This is a genomic window from Pimelobacter simplex (genome assembly GCF_024662235.1).
Lineage (GTDB): Bacteria > Actinomycetota > Actinomycetes > Propionibacteriales > Nocardioidaceae > Nocardioides.
Genome location: NZ_CP096276.1, coordinates 2,534,669 through 2,556,081, shown reverse-complemented (window position 1 = coordinate 2,556,081; position 21,413 = coordinate 2,534,669). Strand labels below are relative to the sequence as shown.

The 21,413-nt window shown below is 68.7% G+C and carries 22 protein-coding genes; 13 read left to right on the top strand and 9 right to left on the bottom strand.

The genetic code is table 11. From position 1 onward, the window contains the following. Window positions 1-58: 58 nt before the first annotated feature. The 3 genes from M0M48_RS12645 to M0M48_RS12635 all read left to right on the top strand — a co-directional run bounded on the left by M0M48_RS12645 (window position 59) and on the right by M0M48_RS12635 (window position 3,704). Window positions 59-559 (top strand): hypothetical protein, encoded by a 501-nt coding sequence (locus tag M0M48_RS12645; protein WP_257751405.1) that lies wholly within the window; start codon window positions 59-61, stop codon window positions 557-559. Between the two features lie 20 nt (window positions 560-579). After that, window positions 580-1,890 (top strand): hypothetical protein, encoded by a 1,311-nt coding sequence (locus tag M0M48_RS12640; RefSeq protein ID WP_257759332.1) that lies wholly within the window; start codon window positions 580-582, stop codon window positions 1,888-1,890. A 185-nt stretch (window positions 1,891-2,075) separates the two neighbouring features. Then, window positions 2,076-3,704: a sensor histidine kinase gene (locus M0M48_RS12635; protein WP_257751403.1), complete on the top strand. Its 1,629-nt coding sequence runs from the start codon at window positions 2,076-2,078 to the stop codon at window positions 3,702-3,704. 57 nt (window positions 3,705-3,761) lie between these two features. Here the strand turns inward: M0M48_RS12635 and lnt are convergent, their stop codons facing one another. Then, a complete protein-coding gene (lnt, locus tag M0M48_RS12630; protein ID WP_257759331.1) occupies window positions 3,762-5,375 on the bottom strand; it encodes an apolipoprotein N-acyltransferase in 1,614 nt (537 codons plus the stop codon). Window positions 5,376-5,411: 36 nt separating this feature from the next. Further along, window positions 5,412-5,966, bottom strand: a complete 555-nt coding sequence (locus M0M48_RS12625; RefSeq protein WP_257751402.1) for a TlpA family protein disulfide reductase — start codon at window positions 5,964-5,966, stop codon at window positions 5,412-5,414. A gap of 213 nt (window positions 5,967-6,179) precedes the next feature. Here M0M48_RS12625 and M0M48_RS12620 point away from each other — a divergent pair, with 213 nt between their 5' ends. The 4 genes from M0M48_RS12620 to M0M48_RS12605 all read left to right on the top strand — a co-directional run bounded on the left by M0M48_RS12620 (window position 6,180) and on the right by M0M48_RS12605 (window position 9,020). After that, entirely contained in the window at window positions 6,180-6,809 is a 630-nt protein-coding gene (locus M0M48_RS12620) for a DUF3105 domain-containing protein (protein WP_257751401.1), read from the top strand. Next, the gene (locus M0M48_RS12615) at window positions 6,809-7,591 is read left to right on the top strand and encodes a DUF305 domain-containing protein (RefSeq protein WP_257751400.1); all 783 of its coding nucleotides are present in this window, start codon (window positions 6,809-6,811) and stop codon (window positions 7,589-7,591) included. Before M0M48_RS12620 ends, M0M48_RS12615 begins: the two co-directional genes overlap by 1 nt. Beyond that, entirely contained in the window at window positions 7,588-8,244 is a 657-nt protein-coding gene (locus tag M0M48_RS12610) for a TlpA family protein disulfide reductase (RefSeq protein ID WP_257751399.1), read from the top strand. The genes M0M48_RS12615 and M0M48_RS12610 overlap by 4 nt, the downstream gene beginning before the upstream one ends. A gap of 101 nt (window positions 8,245-8,345) precedes the next feature. Beyond that, window positions 8,346-9,020, top strand: coding sequence for a cytochrome c biogenesis protein ResB (locus M0M48_RS12605; RefSeq protein ID WP_257751398.1), 675 nt, complete (start codon window positions 8,346-8,348; stop codon window positions 9,018-9,020). Here M0M48_RS12605 and M0M48_RS12600 read toward each other — a convergent pair. Both M0M48_RS12600 and M0M48_RS12595 read right to left on the bottom strand, forming a co-directional pair. Beyond that, window positions 8,958-9,959, bottom strand: coding sequence for an IS481 family transposase (locus M0M48_RS12600; RefSeq protein ID WP_257750480.1), 1,002 nt, complete (start codon window positions 9,957-9,959; stop codon window positions 8,958-8,960). The two genes, M0M48_RS12605 and M0M48_RS12600, sit on opposite strands and share 63 nt — an antisense overlap. A gap of 288 nt (window positions 9,960-10,247) precedes the next feature. Continuing rightward, complete coding sequence (locus M0M48_RS12595; RefSeq protein WP_257751311.1) at window positions 10,248-11,486, bottom strand: IS256 family transposase; 1,239 nt, start codon at window positions 11,484-11,486, stop codon at window positions 10,248-10,250. Between M0M48_RS12595 and M0M48_RS12590 the strand changes: the two genes are divergently transcribed. From M0M48_RS12590 to M0M48_RS12575, 4 genes are all read left to right on the top strand, one after another. Continuing rightward, a complete protein-coding gene (locus M0M48_RS12590; protein WP_257751397.1) occupies window positions 11,419-12,387 on the top strand; it encodes a cytochrome c biogenesis protein ResB in 969 nt (322 codons plus the stop codon). The genes M0M48_RS12595 and M0M48_RS12590 overlap by 68 nt on opposite strands. Next, complete coding sequence (gene ccsB, locus M0M48_RS12585; protein ID WP_257751396.1) at window positions 12,384-13,304, top strand: c-type cytochrome biogenesis protein CcsB; 921 nt, start codon at window positions 12,384-12,386, stop codon at window positions 13,302-13,304. Before M0M48_RS12590 ends, ccsB begins: the two co-directional genes overlap by 4 nt. Before the next feature lie 101 nt (window positions 13,305-13,405). Next, window positions 13,406-14,077: a copper resistance CopC family protein gene (locus M0M48_RS12580; protein WP_257751395.1), complete on the top strand. Its 672-nt coding sequence runs from the start codon at window positions 13,406-13,408 to the stop codon at window positions 14,075-14,077. A gap of 200 nt (window positions 14,078-14,277) precedes the next feature. Further along, window positions 14,278-16,089 carry a cytochrome c oxidase assembly protein gene (locus M0M48_RS12575; protein WP_257751394.1) on the top strand — a complete coding sequence of 604 codons (1,812 nt, stop codon included), beginning with the start codon at window positions 14,278-14,280 and terminating at the stop codon, window positions 16,087-16,089. Between the two features lie 39 nt (window positions 16,090-16,128). On the opposite strand, the gene M0M48_RS12570 is transcribed toward M0M48_RS12575, so the two are convergent. Genes M0M48_RS12570 through M0M48_RS12550 form a run of 5 tightly spaced genes read right to left on the bottom strand, consistent with a single transcriptional unit; the run spans window position 16,129 to window position 19,669 of the window. Continuing rightward, window positions 16,129-17,088 (bottom strand): M48 family metalloprotease, encoded by a 960-nt coding sequence (locus M0M48_RS12570; RefSeq protein ID WP_257751393.1) that lies wholly within the window; start codon window positions 17,086-17,088, stop codon window positions 16,129-16,131. Window positions 17,089-17,107: 19 nt separating this feature from the next. Continuing rightward, complete coding sequence (locus M0M48_RS12565; RefSeq protein WP_257754481.1) at window positions 17,108-18,025, bottom strand: cation diffusion facilitator family transporter; 918 nt, start codon at window positions 18,023-18,025, stop codon at window positions 17,108-17,110. Continuing rightward, window positions 18,025-18,876, bottom strand: coding sequence for a cation transporter (locus M0M48_RS12560; RefSeq protein ID WP_308220383.1), 852 nt, complete (start codon window positions 18,874-18,876; stop codon window positions 18,025-18,027). The genes M0M48_RS12565 and M0M48_RS12560 overlap by 1 nt, the downstream gene beginning before the upstream one ends. After that, window positions 18,873-19,262, bottom strand: a complete 390-nt coding sequence (locus tag M0M48_RS12555) for an ArsR/SmtB family transcription factor (RefSeq protein ID WP_257751392.1) — start codon at window positions 19,260-19,262, stop codon at window positions 18,873-18,875. Before M0M48_RS12555 ends, M0M48_RS12560 begins: the two co-directional genes overlap by 4 nt. Before the next feature lie 50 nt (window positions 19,263-19,312). Further along, on the bottom strand, window positions 19,313-19,669 hold the full coding sequence (locus tag M0M48_RS12550; RefSeq protein WP_257751391.1) for a BlaI/MecI/CopY family transcriptional regulator: 357 nt from the start codon (window positions 19,667-19,669) through the stop codon (window positions 19,313-19,315). A 118-nt stretch (window positions 19,670-19,787) separates the two neighbouring features. Between M0M48_RS12550 and M0M48_RS12545 the strand changes: the two genes are divergently transcribed. Both M0M48_RS12545 and M0M48_RS12540 read left to right on the top strand, forming a co-directional pair. After that, a complete protein-coding gene (locus tag M0M48_RS12545) occupies window positions 19,788-20,600 on the top strand; it encodes a cytochrome c biogenesis CcdA family protein (protein WP_257751390.1) in 813 nt (270 codons plus the stop codon). 111 nt (window positions 20,601-20,711) lie between these two features. Next, the gene (locus M0M48_RS12540; RefSeq protein ID WP_257751389.1) at window positions 20,712-21,329 is read left to right on the top strand and encodes a methyltransferase family protein; all 618 of its coding nucleotides are present in this window, start codon (window positions 20,712-20,714) and stop codon (window positions 21,327-21,329) included. Window positions 21,330-21,413 lie beyond the last annotated feature (84 nt).

Sequence of the window (21,413 nt, the reverse complement as noted above, 5' to 3'; positions counted from 1 at the left end):
CGCCAACAACCTGAGCGCCAACAACCCGTCGTTCCCATCATCAAGGAGATCTCCCATCATGAAGCACCGTCGTTTCGCGCTGCCCGCTGCAGCGCTGCTCACCGCCATCACCCTGACCGCCTGCGGCAGCATTTCCGAGCCGAGCGAGAGTACGACCGAGCCGACCTCGGCGTCGTCGGACGCCGGAGAACCCCATGCCACGGCAGGCCAGCCCACAGACCAGGTGAGCGAAGGCACGGGAACCACCACTGGCACGGACACGAGCCCTGGCGAGGAGACCAGCCCCGCGACCCCGACAGGCACGACGTTCGCAGTCACGGTCAAGGGCAAGAAGGTCGGGCCCAACGCCCAGGAGCTCACCGTCGCGCCCGGCGAGAAGATCACCATCACCTTTGACACCGACCGCGGCGGGCAACTCCACGTGCACTCCAAGCCCGACCAGTACGTCGACTTCCCCGCCGGCACCTCGGCCAAGGAGCTGGTCATCAAGACGCCCGGGAAGATCGAGATCGAAGAGCACGACTCCGAAGCCGTCGTCGCCGTCGTCACGGTGAAGTAGCGATGATCTCCGCTCATGGCATGGGCGGGGGCAGCGACCTACCGATCTCCGCATCCAGTGCGGTGGTCGGCGGGTCGGCTGCGCTCACGATCTCCTTCGCCGTCCTCCTCCTCGCGTGGCGAACCCCGTGCCTCGAGGGCGCCGGCAGGCAGGTTCGCGCGCTCCCGCCCCTTCCGCCCCTGACTCGTCTCGTCGACGCCACGGCCACCCGGGCGAGCCTGCGCCTGCTCGGCCTGTTCGTTCTCGCCTTCTCTGTCTGGGCTGCCCTGGCAGGCCAGGACGATGTCAGCAGCAACCCGGTCTTCGGGATCTTCTACGTCCTCCTGTGGGTAGGGCTGGTTCCCGCATCGCTGTTCCTGGGGCCCGTCATCAAGGCCGTCAGCCCGGCGCGCAGCATCGCCTTCGCCCTCAGCACTGCACTTCGCCTCGACCCCCGGGTCGGCCGCTGGAGGCTCCCGGCGTGGGTTGGGCTCTGGCCGGCGGCGTTGGGCTTGTTTGCCTTCGTGTGGACCGAGCTCGTCTCACCCGACGGCACCGCGCTCGCGACCGTCACCACGTGGCTGTTCGGCTATCTCGTGGTCACGGTCGCGGGCGGGGTTGCGTTCGGGGCTACGTGGTTCGAGCGGGCCGATCCGTTCGAGGTCTATTCCAACCTCCTCGCTCACCTGTCGCCGTGGCGGCGGAACGCCAACGGCGCCATCGAGCTAGTGGCTCCGTTGCGGAACCTCGCCGGCATGCCGGTTCGACCAGGGCTGCTCGCGGTGACGTCGGTGCTACTCGGGTCGACGGCCTTCGACAGTTTCTCGGGGTCGACGGCCTGGTTGCAGTTCACCCAGTCCACCTCGGCGAACGTGACCGTGGTCGAGACGTTCCTGCTCGTCGGGGTGTGCGTCTTGGTCGGTGCGGCGTTCTGGTTGGCGACGGTGCTGCCCTCGCGTACCGCTCGGGTTCCGGCGCGGGAGATGCCGGGCAGGCTCGCGCACTCGATGGTCCCGATCATCGTCGGCTACATGGTCGCCCACTACCTCACGTTGCTGGTCGAGAGCGGGCAGCAGACGCTGATCCAGGCCAGCGACCCGCTGGGCACCGGGCTCAACTTGTTCGGGACGGCCAACCATGAGGTCAACATCTGGCTCTCGCTCCACCCGACCTTCCTCGCCACGGTGAAGGTGATCGCGATCGTGACCGGGCACGTGCTCGGCGTGATCGCGGCACACGATCGAGCGATCGGCCTGCTGCCCTCGCGTGACCACTCGACAGCTCAGCTGCCGTTGCTGCTGGTCATGGTTGCCTACACCTTCACAGGTCTCTACCTGCTCTTCGGCCTGTAGGTAGCCTGATCGCACAATCGCGTCGGATGTGCATCGTGGCCGTCGCCCCTACGCGGGGCGGCGGCCACGCTCCTCTTGGGCCGAGTTCCCGGCTACAGGCGTGACTGGCCGCTGCCGCACTGGACCACGGCGCCTGAGCCCCGGGTCAAAGACTCGGGTCAGGATCCGACCGCCCCTCGGATCAGGTGGAGGCGGGGGAGGCCTCCAATCCGGACGTTCTTGCACCCAGACCGCGACCGGGTTCCGACAATGGAGGGGTGACGGCCCAGTTGAGGGGCGGTCGGGATCGTGGCATCTCGGGGTCATCGGCCCGGCGGCTGATCGGCCGCGGCGGGGCCACGCACTCGTCGTGGTGGTGGAGTGCTGCCCTCGCGGGGTTGCTGCTCTACCCCTACCTGGTGGTCGTGCTGGTCGGGGACCCGGACGGCGAGCGGGTGGTGCTGGCCGGGCACGCGGTGATGCTGCTGTCAGATGTGCTGCTGCTCGGTGCGGGCGTCGCGATGGCCGTCGACGCCCGACTGATGTACGACGGCCTGCGCGGCAGCATGGCGGTCGCCGCAGTCATCGTGGCGCTCCAGGACGCACCGCTGGAGATGCTCGGGATGATCGACCGGGAGCTGAGCCCGCTCTCCTTCCGGCTGACCAACGGCCACCTGGTCACAGTGCTGATCGTTCTGATCGTCATCCACCGCGGCCGCCGCGCCGCCGCGCCGCCGAAGTACCTCGTCGTGACCGGGATCCTGCTCGGCCTGACCTCCGCGACGATTACCCTCGGCCTGTACCGGTTGATGAAGGAATACATCCACGAATCCGGCGTCCTCGGCACTCACGACCCGGTCGATATCGTGATCATGGTGCTGATCGGCCTGGTCATGGTGGCGGTCGGGCTGCAGTTGGCCGCCTCGTCGCTGGCGGGGTGGGCGGCTGCCCGGATCGGCGCCGGGATGCTCGCGATCTTCGCCGCCCGGGTGTACTCGACCGCGATCGATGCCATGACACCCACGCCGGCCGCGGTCGTCGGCGTAGCCCTGTTCAGTGCCTTGATCGCCACGACCGCGGCCTCCCTTCTCGGTGTCGCGCTCGAGCACATGGACGCCCGGGTGGCCCGCTACGCCCACCTGGCCGCCGAGGCGGAGGCCGAGGTCAAGCAGCACCGCGAGGTCGCGCACGAGGTCCGGTCGGCCGCCGCGGGTCTCGCCGCCGGCGCCCGGCTGCTCGCGAGCGGCCAGATCCCGCTCGGTCCGCGCCGCGACGCGCTGGAGAAGATGGTCGACATCGAGGCGGCGCGACTGCGTCGTACCGTCGCAGCCAAGTCCGGCCCGATGACTACGGTCGACGTCGATGCCGTCGTGTCTCCGTTCGTGGTCGCGCAGGCGGCCCTGGGCCACCACGTCACCTGGACTCCCGGGGGGCACCGGGTCCGCGCCCGGCAGGACGCCCTCGCCGAGGCGCTGGGCACCCTGGTCAAGAACGCGGCCGACCACGCGGGAGGCCGGGGCACCACGATCACGTCACGCCTCGTCGGCGACAAGGTCGAGATACTGGTCTCCGACGCCGGCCCCGGGCTCGACCCGGCCGTGCGCGAACGATTGTTCTCGTGGGGCAGCCACGGCCGAGCTTCCGGCGGTCAGGGCATCGGGTTGCACCGTGCCCGCCGGATCCTGCTTGAGCAGGGCGGGACGCTCGAGCTGGGCGAGGTGCCGGTCGGTGGTGGGACGACGTTTGTGATCCGGTTGCCCTGGGCCCGGCCACCCGATTCCGGGGATGCCGGGGATGCCGGGGGTGCCGAGGAGGTCGTCACGGACACGTCCTGAGGAGCACCTCGAGCGGGTTTCGGTGGAGCGCGACCGCGGCCTGGGACGATTGGTCTGTCAGCGGTTTCCATCCGCCGCGGCGGCTGCCTCGGATACTTCGGCGAGTTGCTCGCGTTCCGTATGCAGCGGACCTGCTGTGCGTCGCCGGGTGCGGCCCGCACCAGCCGCGGCGGCACCAACACCCAGTAGGCAGATCATCCAAGTCAACGCGGGGCCGAGCCGGACGGCGGCGGTTTGGCGGTCGATCAGGGGGACTGTGGCCATCGCGACATCGGTCGTCCGTGGTCGTAGCCGGGTGACCACGGATCCGTCCGGGGCGATCACTCCGCTGATGCCGTTGGTGGATGCCACGACGACCGTGCGCCCGGTCTCCAACGCTCGCAGCCGGCTGATGGCGAACTGTTGCTCGAGCTGGGCGGTCCCGATGAAGGAGGCGTTGCTGGTCTGCACGGTCACCAGCTGCGCCCCGCGTCGTACTTGCGCCGTGACCGAGTCGTCGAAGGCGACGTCGAAGCAGACCAGATCCGCCACCAGCGCTCCCGCTATCTCCAGGGGCCGGGTGCGTGTGCCCGGGGTCATGTCTCGCGGCACCATGTCGAGGCGGCCGATCTTCAGGCCTGCGAGCTGTTTGCGGAACGGGATGTACTCGCCGAAGGGAACCGGATGTCTCTTGGTGTACCGCTCGGAGACAGTTCCGTCCGTGTTCCAGACCAGGCCCTGGTTCAACACCTCGTCCGCCCGGCGCCCATCGACGATCGCCCCCACCAGTGTGGGAACCCCGATGGCCCTGGTCGCCTGGTTGATCCCCGATCGGGTCGCTGCGTCACTGAACGGGTCGACCGCGGTCGAGTTCTCCGGCCACAGCACGAAGTCTGGTCGTGGCAGATCGCCATCGCGGACCTGCTGCGCGAGCCTAGTGGTGGCTGTGACGTGGTTGGCCGTGACCTGCCGGTGAACCGCGACCACGTCATTGCCGGCGCCCGGCACATCGCCCTGGACCGCAGCGACCCGGACCGCCGGCTGGCCGCTCTCCCAGGACGATGCCAGGGACGGGGCCGCCACAACGACGGGGAAGCCCACCAAGCCGACGAGCCCCAGCCCGGTCAGGAGTAGCTGGCGCCCCTCGAGGCCCCGTGACGCTGCGCTGCGGGAGCGCATGCCCAGCAGGGAAGCGCTGAGGGTGACGAGGAGAGCCCCGAGGAGGGCGACCACGAAGCTGGCGCCGGACGCCCCGATCCAGGGCAGCCACCGCGACAGGGGCGTGTCGATCGTGGTCCACGCAAGCCGGGTCCATGGGAAGCCCCCCAGCGGCCACGCAGCCATGACGGTCTCGACCGTGACCCACCATGCCGCAACCCACAGCGGCCAACAGCGCAGCCGCGCCACCACCGCGATCCCAGCCCCGGCGACGGCGTAGTAGCCGGCCGCGGCGAAGCCGATGAGGAGCCACGCATCAGTTCCGATCACCCGCATCCAGGACGCCAGCGCGAGAACGTATGTGAGGCCGAAGATCAGGCCCACCGCCGCACCAGTTCGCAGTCGCGCGGCGCGTACCGCTGACACGAGACCGGCCACCGCGAGTGGGGCCATCCACCGCCACTCCAGCGGCGCCGCGGCCGAAGCCGCGCCGAGACCGGCGGCCGCGGCCAAGACGGGTCGCCACCACGACATGCCGAACAACCGAATCAGCCCCGATCCAATGCAAGCTCAGCCGGCCGTTGCGCGGTCGGCGAGCGTGGCGAGCAAGCGACCAAGTTCCTTGTCAGACACCTCGCCAATCACGCGATCGACGACGCGACCCTCTGCGTCGACGGCAAGAGTCACGGGGAGCCCGGGCACTCGTGTTGCCTCGAGCACGGTGCCCTCTGCATCAACGACCTGGGGATAGGTGACACCGAGCTCCTCGAGGAGTGCGCCTGCCAGCTCGACATCGTCGCGGGTATCGACACCCAGGAAACCGACCTCGTTGCTTCGGCGGGCGGCCTCGGCCAGCCGCGGCAACTCCTTACGGCACGGCGAGCACCACGACGCCCAGAGATTGACGATGGTGGGGCCGCGCAGGGCCGCCATGTCGACCGCGTTGGACTCGTTCAGGCAGGGGAGTGTGGTGCGGGGGAGGCCTTCTGAGGACGACGAGTTCGGACGGCCGTCGAGATTCGCGCAGCCCTTCAGTCCAGCGACCGCCACCGGCAACGTGTCCTTGTCGGCCCGGGCCGGCTGGTCGGTGCTGGCAGCACACCCGGTCAGTGCGCTTAGGACCACGACAACGAGCCCGCTCGCCAGTCCCCGTCGTCTGCCGACTCTTAGGCCGGGCAGCTCCGTCCGGCGTCGGCGTCCCTCCTGGCCTCTCCGGGGCATGGTTGCCACGCAGGACTCCTCCCGACTCGCCCAAACTTCTGCTACTAAGTAGAGTAGTACTAAGCCCGGTCGGAGCATGCTCGCAGGCGGGCCGCACACGCTCGCGACGACAGGACCGTGCTCACCGTGAACAACCCGCTGCGGCACTTGGCCGCCTCGCCTGCCCGCAAGACCGCTCTCGCAGGGATTCTCTTCGCGACGCTGACCGCCTTCACCGCGTGCGGAAGCGACGTGATCGACTCTGCCGCGAACAAGAAGAAGGGCTCGCCGACCAACACCGAGCAAGGCTCGGACGGACAGACGAATCCCGACAGCTCGATCCTGGGCGACGTCGTCGAGTACCCCAATCTCAGCCGCAACCACGTCCAAGGAGCGGTGAGCTATCCACAGAACCCACCGGTGGGCGGTGACCACGCGCCCGTGTGGATGAACTGCGGAACCTACAACGCCCCGGTGGAGCCGGGCACGGCGGTGCACTCCATGGAGCACGGCGCGGTCTGGATCACCTACGACCCCAGCCTCGCGTCGGCCGACGTCGACGTGCTGGAGGCCTTGGCGGACCGCAACGGGTTCGTCCTCGTCTCGCCCGTCGAAGGCATGGACGAACCCGTCGTAGCGACCGCATGGGGGCGCCAGCTCCCGCTGGGCAGCGTTGATCAAGCCACGCTGACGGCATTCGTCGACACCTTCGCGCAGGGTCCGCAGACACCCGAGCTCGGCGCACCCTGCACCGGGGGCCTCGGCTGATGTCGGGCGACGAAGACAATCCCACCAAGGGCGCCCCGGGCTTCGATAGGGACGGACAAGCCCAGCCCAGCTACCGCCGCCTGTACGCCGGACTCGCGATCATGGCTGCCTTGTTCCTGATCGTGGCCGGAGTGTTCATCGGGAGCTTGCTCCCCAGCGGGGGCTCCACGGCCGCGGAGAAGACGAAGCCTGCCCTGTCGACGATCGACGTCGGCTTCCTGCGCGACATGCAGACCCACCACTCCCAGGCCGTCGAGATGTCGGTAATGATCCGCGACCGCACCGACGACGAGGAAGTCCGCCAGGGTGCGCTGGACATCGAGCTGACGCAACAGCAGCAGATCGGGCAGATGTACGGGCTGCTCGCGAGCTGGAAACAGTCGCAAAACAACCCGAGCCCCATGAGCTGGATGACAACCGACACCGGCGGGAGCAGCGACGACGACACCCACAGCGGCATGTCGGGCATGTCCGATATGTCCGGGGCCTCGGACGACGGTGCCGGCGACAATGCCGGCGCCGGTGTGATGGCGATGCCTGGGATGGCCTCTGCGGCCGACCTGGAGCGCCTCGCCTCCTTGCGCGGCCGTCCGGCCGAGCGGCTGTTCCTGGAGCTGATGATCGCCCACCACGAGGGTGGCCTCCCCATGGCCAAAGCCGCTGAAGCCCGCGCGAGCGAGCCCTGGGTTCGCACCCTGGCGCGGAGCATCGTCGAGGCACAGACCAGCGAGCTCACTGCCCTACGGACCATGCTGGACGCCCGTGGAGGGCCGCTGGGGTGAGAGGAAGCACCGGCCGGCGGGCGACTCTCCTCATTGTCCTCGCTGTCATCACTGCCGTCGTTGCCTCAGGCTGTGGAGCGAACACCGACGGATCCCCGACCGCGACCCGACCCGTCGTCGAACAGATCGCCGAGGCTGACCGAACCATGGTCGAACCGTTCTCCGGTCGCCTGCTCGACGGCAATGACTTCGACAGCAGCGACCTCCTCGGGGCGGTTGTCGTCTACAACGTGTGGGGATCGTGGTGCGCACCTTGCCGCACCGAAGCACCCGAACTCGCCCAGGTCGCAGCCGACACCGCCGACGATGGGATCCGTTTCGTCGGGATCAACGTGCGTGACAACGACGCCGCCGCAAGGGCATTCGAGGACCGCTACGACCTCGCCTACCCGAGCCTGACCACCGACACCTCGAGCGCGGCGCTGCTCGCCTTCGGGCCCGCCCTCCCTCCAAGTGCGGTGCCCAGCACCATGGTCGTCGACGCCGATGGCCGACTGGCCGCCCGCGTCATCGGACCTGTCGACGCCTCAACGCTGCGCGCCCTCATCGCCGACGCGACCCAGTCGACCCGGTCAACACAGCCGACCCGGTCAACACAGCCGACCCGGTCAACACAGCCGACCCAGCCAGCCAGCGGGACGGCGACACCATGACCGAGCTCGCGCCACCGCAACCAGAGCAGCAGCTGCATCAGCGTCCGAGCAGGCCCATCTCATGGGGGTGGTTCCGGTGGACCTGGCGCACGCTGACCTCGATGCGCACCGCCGTGATCCTCCTGGTGCTGCTTGCCCTCGCCGCCATCCCCGGGTCGCTGTTCCCACAACGCAATGTCGCTTCCGACCCGGCGGCCGTGCAGCAGTACGCCGTCCGTCATCCCGACCTGGCGCCTTGGCTCGATCGGATCGGCTTCTTCGACGTCTACGCCTCGCCGTGGTTCGCCGCCATCTACGTTCTGCTGCTGGTCTCGATGACCGGTTGTGTCCTGCCGCGGTCGCTGCGGCTGTGGCGCGCCGTTCGTAGCTCGCCGCCCTCCGCGCCCCGCAACCTCGCCCGCCTGGAGGACCATCAGGCGTGGGACACCGACCGGGCGCCAGCCGAGGTCCTCGCGGCCGCGGCACGCTACCTGCGCCGGAAGCGATTCCGGGTCGTCGTCACCGACTCCGAGGTCCGTGCCGAGCGCGGCTACCTCCGCGAAGTCGGCAACCTCACGTTCCACCTGTCCCTGCTGGTGCTCCTCGTCGGCATCGCGGTCGGCAAGCTCGTCGGGTTCGAGGGCAGAGTTGCGATCGCTGAGGGCGGAACCTTCGCCAACGACCGTTCCCAGTACGACGTCTTCACGCCGTCTGCGTGGACTGATGTGGATGGCCTAGTTGTGATGCCCAGCCAGGTTGTCCAACCTGGTGATGGGTGTGGCCTTCCCGATTGCTGAGTGGGGCCGGTGGTGGTTGTACTCGTGGACCCATGCTGGCAGAGCCGCGAGTCGGGCTGACTCGGAGTTGTAGAACTTCTTGAACGCCCACCCCTCGGCGAGGGTGCGGTGGAAGCGCTCGATCTTGCCGTTGGTCTGCGGTCGGTAGGGCCTGGTCTTCTTCGGTGTGATGCCCAGGTCGCTACAGGTCTGCTTCCAGAGGTTCGACTTGTAGCAGCTGCCGTTGTCGCTGATCACCCGCTGGACGGTCACGCCCCGGTCGGCAAACCAGGCGACCGCGTTGCGCAGCACGGCCGCTGCGGTTTCCTTGGTCTCATCGTTGTGGGCCTCCACGTACGCGACTCGTGAGTGGTCGTCGATGACGGTGTGCAGGTAGCAGGTCCCAGTCAGCGGATTGCGCCACCTGTTGCGGGGAAGGTCGGGCGTCGCCGCCCGGTTCCGGTTGCCCTGCTTGCGGCCGACGTAGCGCCAGCCGCCGCCGTCGGGCACCCGGCCGAGCTTCTTGACGTCGACGTGGATCAGGTCGCCTGGCTTTTCGTGTTCGTAGCGGCGGACGGGCTCCCCAGTGGTGCGGTCGATGTGCGTGAGCCGGTTGAGCCGGCAGCGGACCAGCACCGCGTACACGGTCGAGGACGGCATGCCGAGCCGGTCGCCGATCTCGACCGGACCCAGCCGCTGCTTCCACCGCAGGTGGACGATCTTCCGCACCACCGGCGCGGGAGTCCGGTTCGGCTGCTGGCGCGGCGCCGAGGACCGGTCCACCATCCCCGCTGGCCCCTCGGCCTGGTAGCGGTCAGCCCACTTCTTCGCGGTCCGCCACGACACGTCGTAGCGCTCCGCGGCTCGAGCCGGTTTCCAGCCGTGATCGACGATCAGACGCGCCAGCTTGAGCCGGGCGCGCGGGGTCAGAGCAGCGTTTGCATGGGTAGCGTGGGACACGAAGGCCTCCTGGGTGTGAAGCGGTTCCTTAGACAGCTCCACTCCACATCGGGAGGCCTTCACCCATCTACGACATCAGATCGTGTCGTCACACGTTCTCGACCAACGTGCCTGGGCATCACACCTAGTCCCGTTGTCGTTCCGGCTCGACAAGTTCGACGTCGAGTATCAGGTTCGCGGCCCCAACCCGGGTCAGCCGAGCCAGTTCAGTGCACGGATCACCTACCAGAGCGGCAGGGGAGGACAGAGCCCCGCGGGGTGGTGGGCTTTGAGGGGATCCTCGGTGTCCTACTCGCCGCTGTCGATGGCGGCGTGGTCACCAGTATCCATCGGGTCGTTGAGCAGCGCCATGGACTCCTCTGAGAGGTAGCGGCGATCGCCGGCGATCCACTCGTCGTGCATGTCGATGAGGACCGCGCCGACCAGTCTGATCACGGCGGCCGCGTTCGGGAAGATCCCGACCACTCGGCTGCGGCGCTTGATCTCCTTGTTGACCCGCTCGAGCGGGTTGGTGGACCAGATCTTGCGCCAGTGGGCCTTGGGGAACGCGGTGAACGCGAGGACCTCGGCCTTGGCCTCGTCCATCAGCGGAGCGACCTTGGGGAACGACTTGGCGAGCTGGTCGCGGACCTCGTCCCACGCGGCGGCGACGGCCTCGGGATCGGGCTGGGCGAAGATCGTGCGGAACACCGCGGCGACCATGTCGGCGTGGCTCTTGGGCACGTGCGCGAGCAGGTTGCGGGCGAAGTGGACCCGGCAGCGCTGGTGCGCGGAGCCTTGGAAGGACCGCTTCAACGCCTTCACGAGCCCGGAGTGCTGATCGCTGATGACCAGCTGCACTCCGGACAGGCCGCGCTGCTTGAGGCTGAGCAGGAAGCTTCGCCAGAACGTCTCGTCCTCGCTGTCGCCGACGTCGAGTCCGAGGACCTCCCTGCTGCCGTCGGCGGCGATCCCGGTGGCGACCACGACCGCCATGGATACGACCTGGCCGCCCTTGCCGGGCTTGTTCCGGACGTGGAGGTAGGTCGCGTCGAGGTAGACGTACGGGAAGGGCGTGTGGTCCAGCGGCCGGGTGCGGAACGCGCCGACCGACTCATCGAGCTGCTCACAGATCCGGGAGACCTCGGACTTGCTGATCCCGGAGTCGGCGCCGAGGGCGACGACCAGGTCGTCCACGCTCCTGGTCGAGATGCCGTGGACGTAGGCCTCCATCACCACCGCGTACAGCGCTTGGTCGATCCGGCGCCGCGGCTCCAGGATCGAAGGGAAGAACGATCCCTTGCGGAGCTTGGGGATCCGCAGCTCGACGTCGCCGGCCTTGGTAGCCAGCAGCTTGGGACGGGTGCCGTTGCGTTCGGTGACGCGGTCCTCGGTGCGCTCGTAGCGCTCGGCGCCGATCGCGCCCGCAGCTTCGAACTCGACGAGCTCTTGGAGCACAGTGCGGACCGACTCGCGGATCATGTCGACGCCATCGCCGGTGCGGAACGCCTCGAGCAACTCAGACAGGGCAGACTGGGACAAGGCCATCGGTGGTTCTCCTTCAGTGCGTGACTTGGTCGTTTCACACCGAAGATCCCGCCGATGGCCGCCTACTTCACGCAGCCCCGCCGCTGACCCTCAAACCCCACCACTCCACGGGACTCTCCTCAGGGGAGCCCAGCAGCGCACGACCGTACGGCCCAACGAGCCTCTCGACGTCGACGAGACCAAGTTCTTCCTGACCGGCAACGGCTACGCCCCTCGCGTGACCGTTCGCGATGGCCGCGGCAAGGTTGTTTTCACAGGGCCAGTCCTCTTCTTGCCTCTGGACGCCAACAACAGCTCCGAAGGCGTCGTGAAGGTCCCCGACGCCCAGCCGACCCAGCTCGCCTTCGAGGGCCTGTTCCTCCCGACGGCAGACGTGGGCCCCCAGGGGCCTTACTCGATGTTCCCCGACGCTCTCGACCCGCAGCTGTTCCTCACAGCGTGGACCGGTGACCTGGGCCTGGAGGACGGCGTCCCGCAGTCCGTGTTCGCCCTCGACCGCGACGGCCTCACCCAGGTCCAAGCCGACGGCAAGCCCTTCGCCCAAGCGCTCGAGGTGGGCGAGACCATGACCCTGCCCGACGGACAGGGCTCGCTGACCTTCGACGGGGTCTCCCGCTTCGCCAACTTCCAGATCGCCTACGACCCCGGCAAGGAAGTCACCCTCGCCGCCGCGATCGCGATCCTGATCGGCCTCACCACGTCGCTGATCATCCGACGCCGGCGGATCTGGGTACGGATCAGCCCGACGCAATCCTCCGGCTTCCTCGTCGAGACCGCCGGCCACTCACTGACCCGCCGGCTCCCGCGCCACGCAGAGATCAGCAACCTCGTCATGGCCCTTGGCGGGCCAACGTCTCCGGCAGCCCCGGCGGACCCGGCAGACAAGGACCCCCACGCATGACCAACCAGACGCTCGCACAGCTCTCCAACAGCCTCGTGTACGCAGCCATCGCCGTCTACGCGCTCGCGATGCTGTCCTACTCGGCCGAAGCCGCCCGGCGGACCGCGACCGGCGCAGCGACACCCACCGAACGCACGCGCCTCGTCGGAGCCATCGGCACCTCCTTGACCGTGCTCGCCTTCGCCCTCACCGTCGGCGGCACCATCAGCCGCGGGTTCGCTGCCGGACGCGTGCCGTGGGGCAACATGTACGAGTTCGTCCTGGTGTGCTCGGTCGCGGCCGGAGCGGCCTACCTCGCGTTTCTCGCCAGGCTGCCGGTGCGGGCCTTCGGAGTGTGGATCGTCGGCCTGATCCTCCTGGCACTCGGGCTCGCGGTGACCGTGCTCTACACGCCGGCCGGGGCGCTCGTCCCCGTCCTGGACTCCTACTGGCTCGTCATCCATGTCGCCGCCGCAATCACGGGTGGGGGAGTGTTCACCGTGGGCGCCGTCGCCACCGCCTTGTTCCTCGTCCGGACCCGCCTCGAGCGACGCGCCACCGCCGACCCCATTGGCAACTCGGACGCTTCGGGCAGCCCGCGTCGCGGCTACGCCGCCAGCCTTCCGTCGGCCTCAACCCTCGAACAGGTCGCGCACGCCGCGCACATGTTCGCGTTCCCGATCTGGACCTTCGCCGTGATCGCCGGCGCCATCTGGGCCGAGAACTCCTGGGGCCGCTACTGGGGCTGGGACCCCAAGGAGACCTGGGCCTTCATCACCTGGGTTCTCTACGCAGCCCACCTCCACGCCCAGGCCACCGCCGGTTGGCGCGGGACCCGGGCCGCGTGGTTCGCCCTGGCGGGCTATGCCGCCTTCCTCTTCAACTTCTTCGGCGTGAACCTGTGGATCACCGGGCTCCACTCCTACGCCGGCGTCTGACCCTCCTCCCCCCACGAGCGCAAGGAGAACCCGTGTCCCTGACAGATCACACCTCGAGCCGCCGCTTCGTCGAGTCAGGTGGCCGAGGTACGCGTGGCGCAGTGGCCACTCTCGTTTTCGGTGCCCTGGCCACCTTCCTGCTGCTCGTCGCCAGCGCGTCACCAGCGACAGCACACAGCGAGCTCGCCTCCTCGAACCCGGCTCAGGACCAGGTGCTCGATCAGATGCCGACGCAGCTCCAGCTGACCTTCAACCAGAACATCGCCCCGGAGTTCGCCGCAGTCACCCTCACCCCCGTCTCGGGTGGCCAGCCGACTTCGGTCGATGTCACCGTGAAGGGCCCCAAGGTGACTGCCGCCGTGCCCGCGGATCTTCAGACCAGCGACGCGGACCGCTGGCGGATCGCATATCGGGTCACCTCAGCCGATGGTCACCCGATCGACGGAACCGTCGACTTCAAGGTCCGCGCCGCTGCACCGGATCCGTCTGCCACGTCCGAACCGTCCCCGGGGCCCTCTTCGACGTCATCGTCGTCAGCCTCATCAGGGCCGGGTACGACCGGCGAGACCGATCAGGCACCTGAGTCCTCCTCTACCCAGACTCCGAGTCAGCCCTCGTCGGACGACAGCTCTGCCCCTACTGCTGACCCCGGGCTGTCTCGTTCCGCCGGCGGCGGCAGCCAGACGCTCGCCACGATCCTGATCGGCCTGATCGCCGCGATGGGCGTCACTGCGGTGCTTGTCTGGCTGACCCGCCGGAAAGAAGAGGAATGAGTAACCCCGACGGACGCGTCGCACGTGCCGGGCTCACCGCCCTGGTCCCAGCAGCCGCCGTCACCGTTGCAGGCGGAGTAGCAGTCTCTTTGCTGATCGTGACCGGGGCGATGCCGCAGGCATCAGCGGTCGGGCTCCCGGATCCCGGCGCCCTCACCCGGTGGGGACTACCCGCCAGCCGAGCCGTACGCGACACCGCGATGCTCCTCACCCTCGGTGCTCTCACGGTGGCTGTGCTGATCCTGCCCGGCAAGAAGGCCGGTCTGCTGGCGGCCTCTCAGCTTCGACTCGCCTGGCTGGCGGTCGCCACGGGCACGATGTGGTTGGTCTCGGGTTGCATCCAGCTGGTGCTGAGCTTCGCCGACATCGCCGGCATCGAACCCTCATCCACCACGATGCAGCAGCTGAGGTTCTTCATCTCTGAGATGGACGCGGGGGAGTACCTCGGCTGGAACGTTGCCCTCGCCGCCGTCGTCACGTTCATCGCCCTGTCTGCACGTACGACGACCGGGCTCGCCGGGGCGGTCGTCCTGACGGTCGCCGCCCTGTGGACGGTGGCGCTGACCGGTCACGCCGCCTCCGATGCCAATCACGATCTCGCGGTCAACCTCCAGTTCCTCCACGTGCTCGGCATCGGGCTGTGGTTCGGCGGACTGGTCGCGCTGCTCTGGGTACGCCGCGATCCCGGTCTCGACCTCTCCGTCGCTGCACGTCGCTACTCCAGGATCGCCGGATGGTGCTTCGTTGCCATCGCGGTCTCCGGCACCGCGGCTGCGCTGCTCCGTGTTTCCCAACTTGCCGACCTCGCCAGCTCCTACGGGGCGATCCTCGTCGTGAAGGTTGTGGTCTTCGGGCTCCTCGGCCTCGCTGGCTGGTGGCAGCGCTCACGGCTGCTCACCCGGCTGCAGGACACGGGAGATCGTCGTGCCTTCACCGTGATAGCGGTGGCCGAGATCCTCCTCCTCGCCTTCGCGGCCGGCGCCGGTGCCGCGTTGGGGCGGACACCGCCGCCCGGGGCGGCAGCCTCGGCGGTGCCCACGCCTACTGAGGAGCTCCTCGGCCACGCCATGCCCCCACCGCTCGGGCTGGCCCAATGGTTCAACGTGTGGCGCATCGACTCCTTCTGGGCTCCGATTGCCGTCGCTGCCGCGGTGATCTACCTGCTGGGGGTGCGGCGGCTGCGTCGCCGGGGCGACCGGTGGTCGACCGGCCGTACGATCGCCTGGCTCTTCGGCTGCTTCACGTTGCTGTGGGCAACGAGCGGTCCACCCGGAGCTTATGGAGACGTGCTCTTCAGCATGCACATGGTGCAGCACATGACGGTCGCCACCGCCGTGCCGAGCTTCCTCGTGCTCGGCGCACCGGTAACGCTCGGACTCCGGGCCCTCGTGCGCCGCGACGACGGCTCGCGCGGTGCCCGCGAATGGCTCCTGCTCGCGGTCCACTCCTGGCCAGCGCGTCTGCTCGGGAACCCGATCGTCGCGGCAACCATGTTCGTGGTCGGCATGATCGCCTTTTACTACTCCTCCGCGTTCGAGTCCTCGCTGCGCGGACACACCATGCATCTACTGATGACGGCGCACTTCCTCTTCGCCGGCTACCTGTTCGCCAACGTCATCTGCGGCGTCGATCCCGGACCCAAGCGACCCATCTATCCGTTGCGCGTGCTGCTGGTGATGGTCGTGTTCGGTTTCCATGCGCTGTTCTCGATCTCCCTGATGAGCGCAACCCAGCTCCTCGCTGGAGACTGGTTCACCTCCCTCGAGCGCACGTGGGGCCGCAGTCCACAAGATGACCAGTACCTCGGGGCCTCGCTGGGCTGGGGCCTCGGCGAATACCCGCTCGCGATTCTCGCGGTCGCCGTGGTGTGGTCCTGGGTACGCGACGACCACCGCGAGGCCAAGCGCCTTGATCGCCAAGCCGACCGCGACAACGACCAGGCGCTGTCGCAGTACAACGCCTACCTGAGCTCGGCGGGCCGATCCCGGTCAGCCGATACCGAGCCCAGCTGAGCCGGACAACAGGCCGACAGCCCGCCCGGTAGCCCGGGGTCAGGTGTGGATCGGCAGCCGGCAGTAGTCGAGGAGCGCCGCCTCCAGCGCCGGCGCGGCAGCGATCAAGACCGGCGCGAGCATCAAGGTGGCCGCCGTCAAACGGATCGACCACCGCTGATGCTGCGTCAGCGCCGGACCGGTGGTCAACAGACGTTGAACACGTTGAATCGCGGGCCCCCCGTTGATCGCCATCGTCCCCACCGGCTGCGGACCCGCTGCCAGCTTCACCAGCGCTGCCGCCAGCTGCGGGCGATCCGACGCAACGGCCGCGCGGTCGTCAGCATGCATCTCCACCAGCATCGCGGTCTCTGCCTCGGCGACAGCGAACAGGCGACTGCGGGGGTGGGCCCGTCGGGCGGCAGCGGCCAGAGTCAGCGCCAGGTGGTGGCGACCGGTGAGGTGCGCTTTCTCGTGTGCCAGCGCTAGAACCCGCTGCTGTGGGGTGAGAACGCTCAGTGCGCCGGTGGTGACCACCACGCGGGCGGGATGGCCGGGGATGCAGAAGACCGCGGGCCGCTCGTCGTCGACCACCCACGTGCCGCTCAGCACGTCTCGCCTGCTGACGAGAGCGAAGCCGTCACGCTGGCGAGCCCGATGACGGTGCACCGTCCGCAGTTCACCCGCCACGCTGAATCCCCAGCGCGCTGAGAGCGCCACCGCTCCCAGCAACCCAAAGAAGCCGACGATGAAGCCGCCAGGGGTTTCATAGTGCTCGCGTAGCAGCAGCGCGCAGGCACCGAGAACATCGGACATGTCCTCTGCGGCGACGGGAAGCACGGGGACGGCGAGCGCGAGCCCGGCCAGGATCACCGACGCCGGCACGGCGAGGGTCACTGCCTGCCAGGCGACGACGCCCAAGCGGGGCGCGCGCCGCGGCCAGGCTGCACCGGGCAAGACCCGAAGCGCCGATGTTCGGACCAGGGCGGCGAAGGCCAGCAGAGCGAGCGCCGCGGTCATCGGACGACGCCCTGGCCTGTCACCATGACAGCTCCGTGCACGCCGTGGCATCCGATTCGACCTGCAAGGTGGCGTGCTCGACGCCGTACCGATCACGCAGAGCCGCTCGGGCGGCGACGAGGACCGCAGGCGACGAGCCGGGGGCCGCGACCAGGTGCGCTGTGGCGACGTTCATGCCCGACGTCAGCGTCCACAGATGCAGGTCGTGGACCTCGTCCACCCCGTCAACGCCAATGAGCGTTGCCTCGACCTCGGCGGGATCCATGCCGGCCGGTGCGTGCTGGCCGAGCACGGTCAGTACCTCTCGGCCCAGCATCACGGCGCGGACGACGACGAACGCGGCGATCGCGAGGGCGATGCCGGTGTCCCACCACACGCTGCCGGTGAGGGCCACCATCAGGCCCGCAGCGATGACCCCGACGGAACCGACGGTGTCGGCGACCACCTCGAGGTAGGCACCCTTGACGTTGAGGCTTTCGCCGGCTCCGCCGCGCAGCAGCATCAGGGCAGCGATGTTGATCAGCAACCCGATGGTGCCGACGACCATCACTGCGCCGGACTCGAGCTCGACGCTCTGCCCGATCCGGCGCAGGCCCTCGATTGCGACGTATGCGCCGGCGCCGAGCATGAGGAGCACGGTCAGGCCGGACGCGAAGACCTCTGCTCGGTAGGAGCCGAAGGTCTTGCGGCCCGTGCGGTCCTTCATCGTGGCGATCCGGGTGGCAGCGAGTGCGGCGCCGAGCGCGACGACGTCGGCGGCCATGTGGCCGGCGTCGGACAGCAGGGCCAGCGATCCCGACCACAGGCCGGTGACGAGCTCGACGCCGAAGAACGAGCCGACGAGGCCGAAGGAGAGCCCGAGCCGCCACCGGTGTCGGCCACCGGCGTGGCCCTGAGCGGCGCCTTGGCCGTGTCCGTGTCCGTGTCCGACGCCCATCAGTCTCCACTCCGTCCAAGGGTGAGGGGGACAGTCGAGGCGGGCTGGCAGCAAGATGTGCCGCACCCGTCGTCGACTGGTGCATCCTGCGGCGCTGACGCGGCCGCGGGATGCGCGGGATGCGCGGGATGTGCAGCAGGCGGCTCTCCGGTGTGCGCGGGACCGCAGGCGCATCCCTCTCCGCGCCAGGCCTCGACGCCCTCGCGAAGCGCGACAGCGGCGATCATCAGGCCGGCCAGCGGGTCTGCCCAGGACCACCCCAAGAGGGCGTTGAGCAGAAGTCCGGCGAGCAAGACTGCGGACAGGTAGGTGCACAACAGGGTCTGCGTGGAGTCGGCGACGACCGCGTCGGAGCCGAGCTCTCGGCCGGTGCGGCGTTGTGCCCACGACAGGAACGGCATGATCGCCAGCGACAGCGCAGCCAGGGCGATGCCGACCGTCGAGGTGTCCGGGGCGTTGCCGCCGACGAGTGCACGCAGCGACTCGAAGGTGACGTAGCCGGCGAGCGCGAAGAAGCTGAGGGCCATCAGGCGAAGTGCCTGACGCTCGCGGGACTCGGGCAGCGGGTGCCGGAACTGCCAGAGGATGACCAGGCCGCTGCTGACCTCGACGACCGAGTCGAGCCCGAAGCCGACGAGCGCGACGGAGCCGGCTACCAGGCCGGCTGTCACGGCGATGACTGCTTCGATGACGTTGTAGGTCACCGAAGCAGCCGCCAGCAGCTGTGCTCGTCGCATCAGCCGTCGGCGGCGGTCCGCGTCCAGCGCCGCCCATGCGCCCCTGCCTGTCACTCCACTGCCTGTCGCGCTGCTACCTGTCACGCCGGCGTTGGGCGAGCCGGCGGTGGTCATGCCGTGGCTCCGATGCCGGAGCTGGGGCACAGGACCACGGCGTCGCCGGTGGCCGAAAGGAGTTCTTCAGTCGCGGCGAAGACCTTCACGACGGCGCCGGGCTGGGTCAGGGTGAAGACGGAGGAGCGACCCACCGGCCTCGACTCGACCAGTCCGCAGTCGCGCAGGCAGGCAAGGTGCTTGGAGACGGTGGACTGTGCCAGTCCGAGGTGCGAGGTGAGCTCGGCGACGTTGTGCTCGCCCAGCAGCAGGTGACGCACGATCGCGACCCGCGACGGGTCGCCCATTGCGCGGAACAGGCAGGACGCGGCGATCGCTGCGGCGTGCTCGTCGACCTCGCTCGCCTCGTCGGCCGGGGTAGCAACACCCTCACTATACATCGACATGTGGCGATGATAGCGACAGGTGGCGTGGTCCCGTCAACATGGAGGCCGTGTCATTCGCGAGAGCGGTCCAGCAAGGCCCGAAGCTCGGCGGCCTCCTCGGGGGGCAGCTGTTCCACGAAGTGGACCAATGCGGCGGTCCGATCGCCGCCGGTGTCGAGCGCCTCTGACATCAGGCCTGCGACATGGGCCTCGCGCGACGTGGCGGGCCTGTAGTGCCACGCCCGGCCGACGCGATCGCGATGCACGAAGTCCTTGCGGTGGAGGTTGTCGAGCACGGTCATCACCGTCGTGTACGCCCGGTTCCGATCCTGGGGCAGCGCGTCAAGTACCTGTCGCACCACGAGTGCAGATTCGGCCGACCACAGGATCTCCATCACCTGCGCCTCCAGCTCGCCGAGACCCTTCATGGCCTGTTGCTCCTCCCGATCGCGCCGACTACAGCAACACTTATCCTATGCTCGATAGTAGATGTGCGGGCCGAAGTCCGCACTGCTCGACACAGACGCCGGGGACAACCACAAACACATGAACGCCACCGACATCGTCATGGACGGCCCCCTCCTTCTCGCCGTGGGGCTCGCCGCCGCAGCAGGGCTGGTGTCCTTCCTCTCGCCCTGCTGCCTGCCCCTGGTGCCCGGCTACCTCTCGTACGTCACCGGCATGTCCGGCGCAGAGCAACTCAACAAGCGCTCCGTCGCCGGAGAAGGGCCGGGCATACCTGGAGCGTCGGGGGCGGGGGAGGCCCGGCGAAGTGGGCGGCGCACCATGCTGGGCGCCGTCCTGTTCGTGCTCGGCTTCGCCGCGGTCTTCACTAGCTACGGCGCGCTCTTCGGCGCCCTGGGCGGATTGCTGATCGAGCATCAAGAGGCCCTGGTCCGGGCACTGGGGGTCGTCACGATCATCTTCGGCCTGGTGTTCAGCGGGCTGCTCTGGAGAGTCCCGCTGGCCGGCCGCAGCTTCCGGCTCACCTACCGACCGCGCGTTGGACTGGCTGGAGCCCCGCTGCTCGGCGTCATGTTCGGGCTCGGCTGGACCCCGTGCATCGGCCCGACCCTCGCCGCGGTGCTCACCCTCGCCACATCCTCGGCAGGCGCAGAAAGGGGAGCTTTGCTGTCCTTCGCCTACAGCATCGGACTCGGGATCCCGTTCGTGGTGGCGGCCTTCTCGGTAGCGCGAGTCATGGATCGACTCAGCTGGGCTCGAAAGCACGCCAACCGCGTCATGCTCCTCGGCGGGATGGCGATGGTCGCCCTGGGTCTGCTCCAGGTCAGCGGCCTGTGGTTGGAGCTGATGACGCGCCTCCAGGGAGTGGTCGCCAACTGGCAGACCCCCATCTAGGCCGGCGAGCCGTACGGCGCGGGGATCGCAGGGCTGGCGCATCGCTGCCGAGCGCCTCCCTTCCGCGTTCGCTCTTGACCAGACGGTCCCGCCGGCGTCTATCATCGTCATATGTCGATGCTATCGCCATATGGCGCGCTTTCCTTGTTTGCTGTCTACCTGGTTGTCGGCTTCGGGATCCGGACCTGGCTCCAGGTGCGTCGTACCGGTGACTCCGGCTTCCGCGGGCTGAGCGGACGGCCCGGCTCGGCAGAGTGGTGGGCCGGGATCTTGTTCGGCGCCGCCTTGCTCCTCGGCGCCCTGGGACCGGTTGCCGGCATCTTGGGGCTGGCCGATCTCGACGCACTTGACCATGACTTCCTAGCGGCGGGCGGCATGGCCTTGGCGCTCCTCGGCATCGGCGGCACCCTCCTCGCGCAGGTGGCCATGGGGGACAGCTGGAGGGTGGGGGTCGACGAGGGGGAACGGACCGAGCTCGTGATGTCGGGCCCATTCCGGGTTGTCCGCAATCCCATCTTCACGGCGATGGTCGCGACCGGCGCAGGCCTGGTACTGGTCGTGCCGAACATCATTGCCGTCGCGGGTTGGCTGCTCCTCGTGGTCGCTATCGAGTTGCAGGTGCGAGTCGTCGAGGAGCCGTACCTCAGGCGACAGCACAACGAGAGCTATCCCGCGTACTGCGCCAGAGTCGGACGCTTCGTGCCGGGCTTGGGCCTTGGGGAGCGCTGAGTCCGCAACCAACCGCCATCTACGATGCGCCCTAGTTGTACCCGGCCAGGACGTTGGTAGCGGCGAGCCTGGTTGAACGAACGA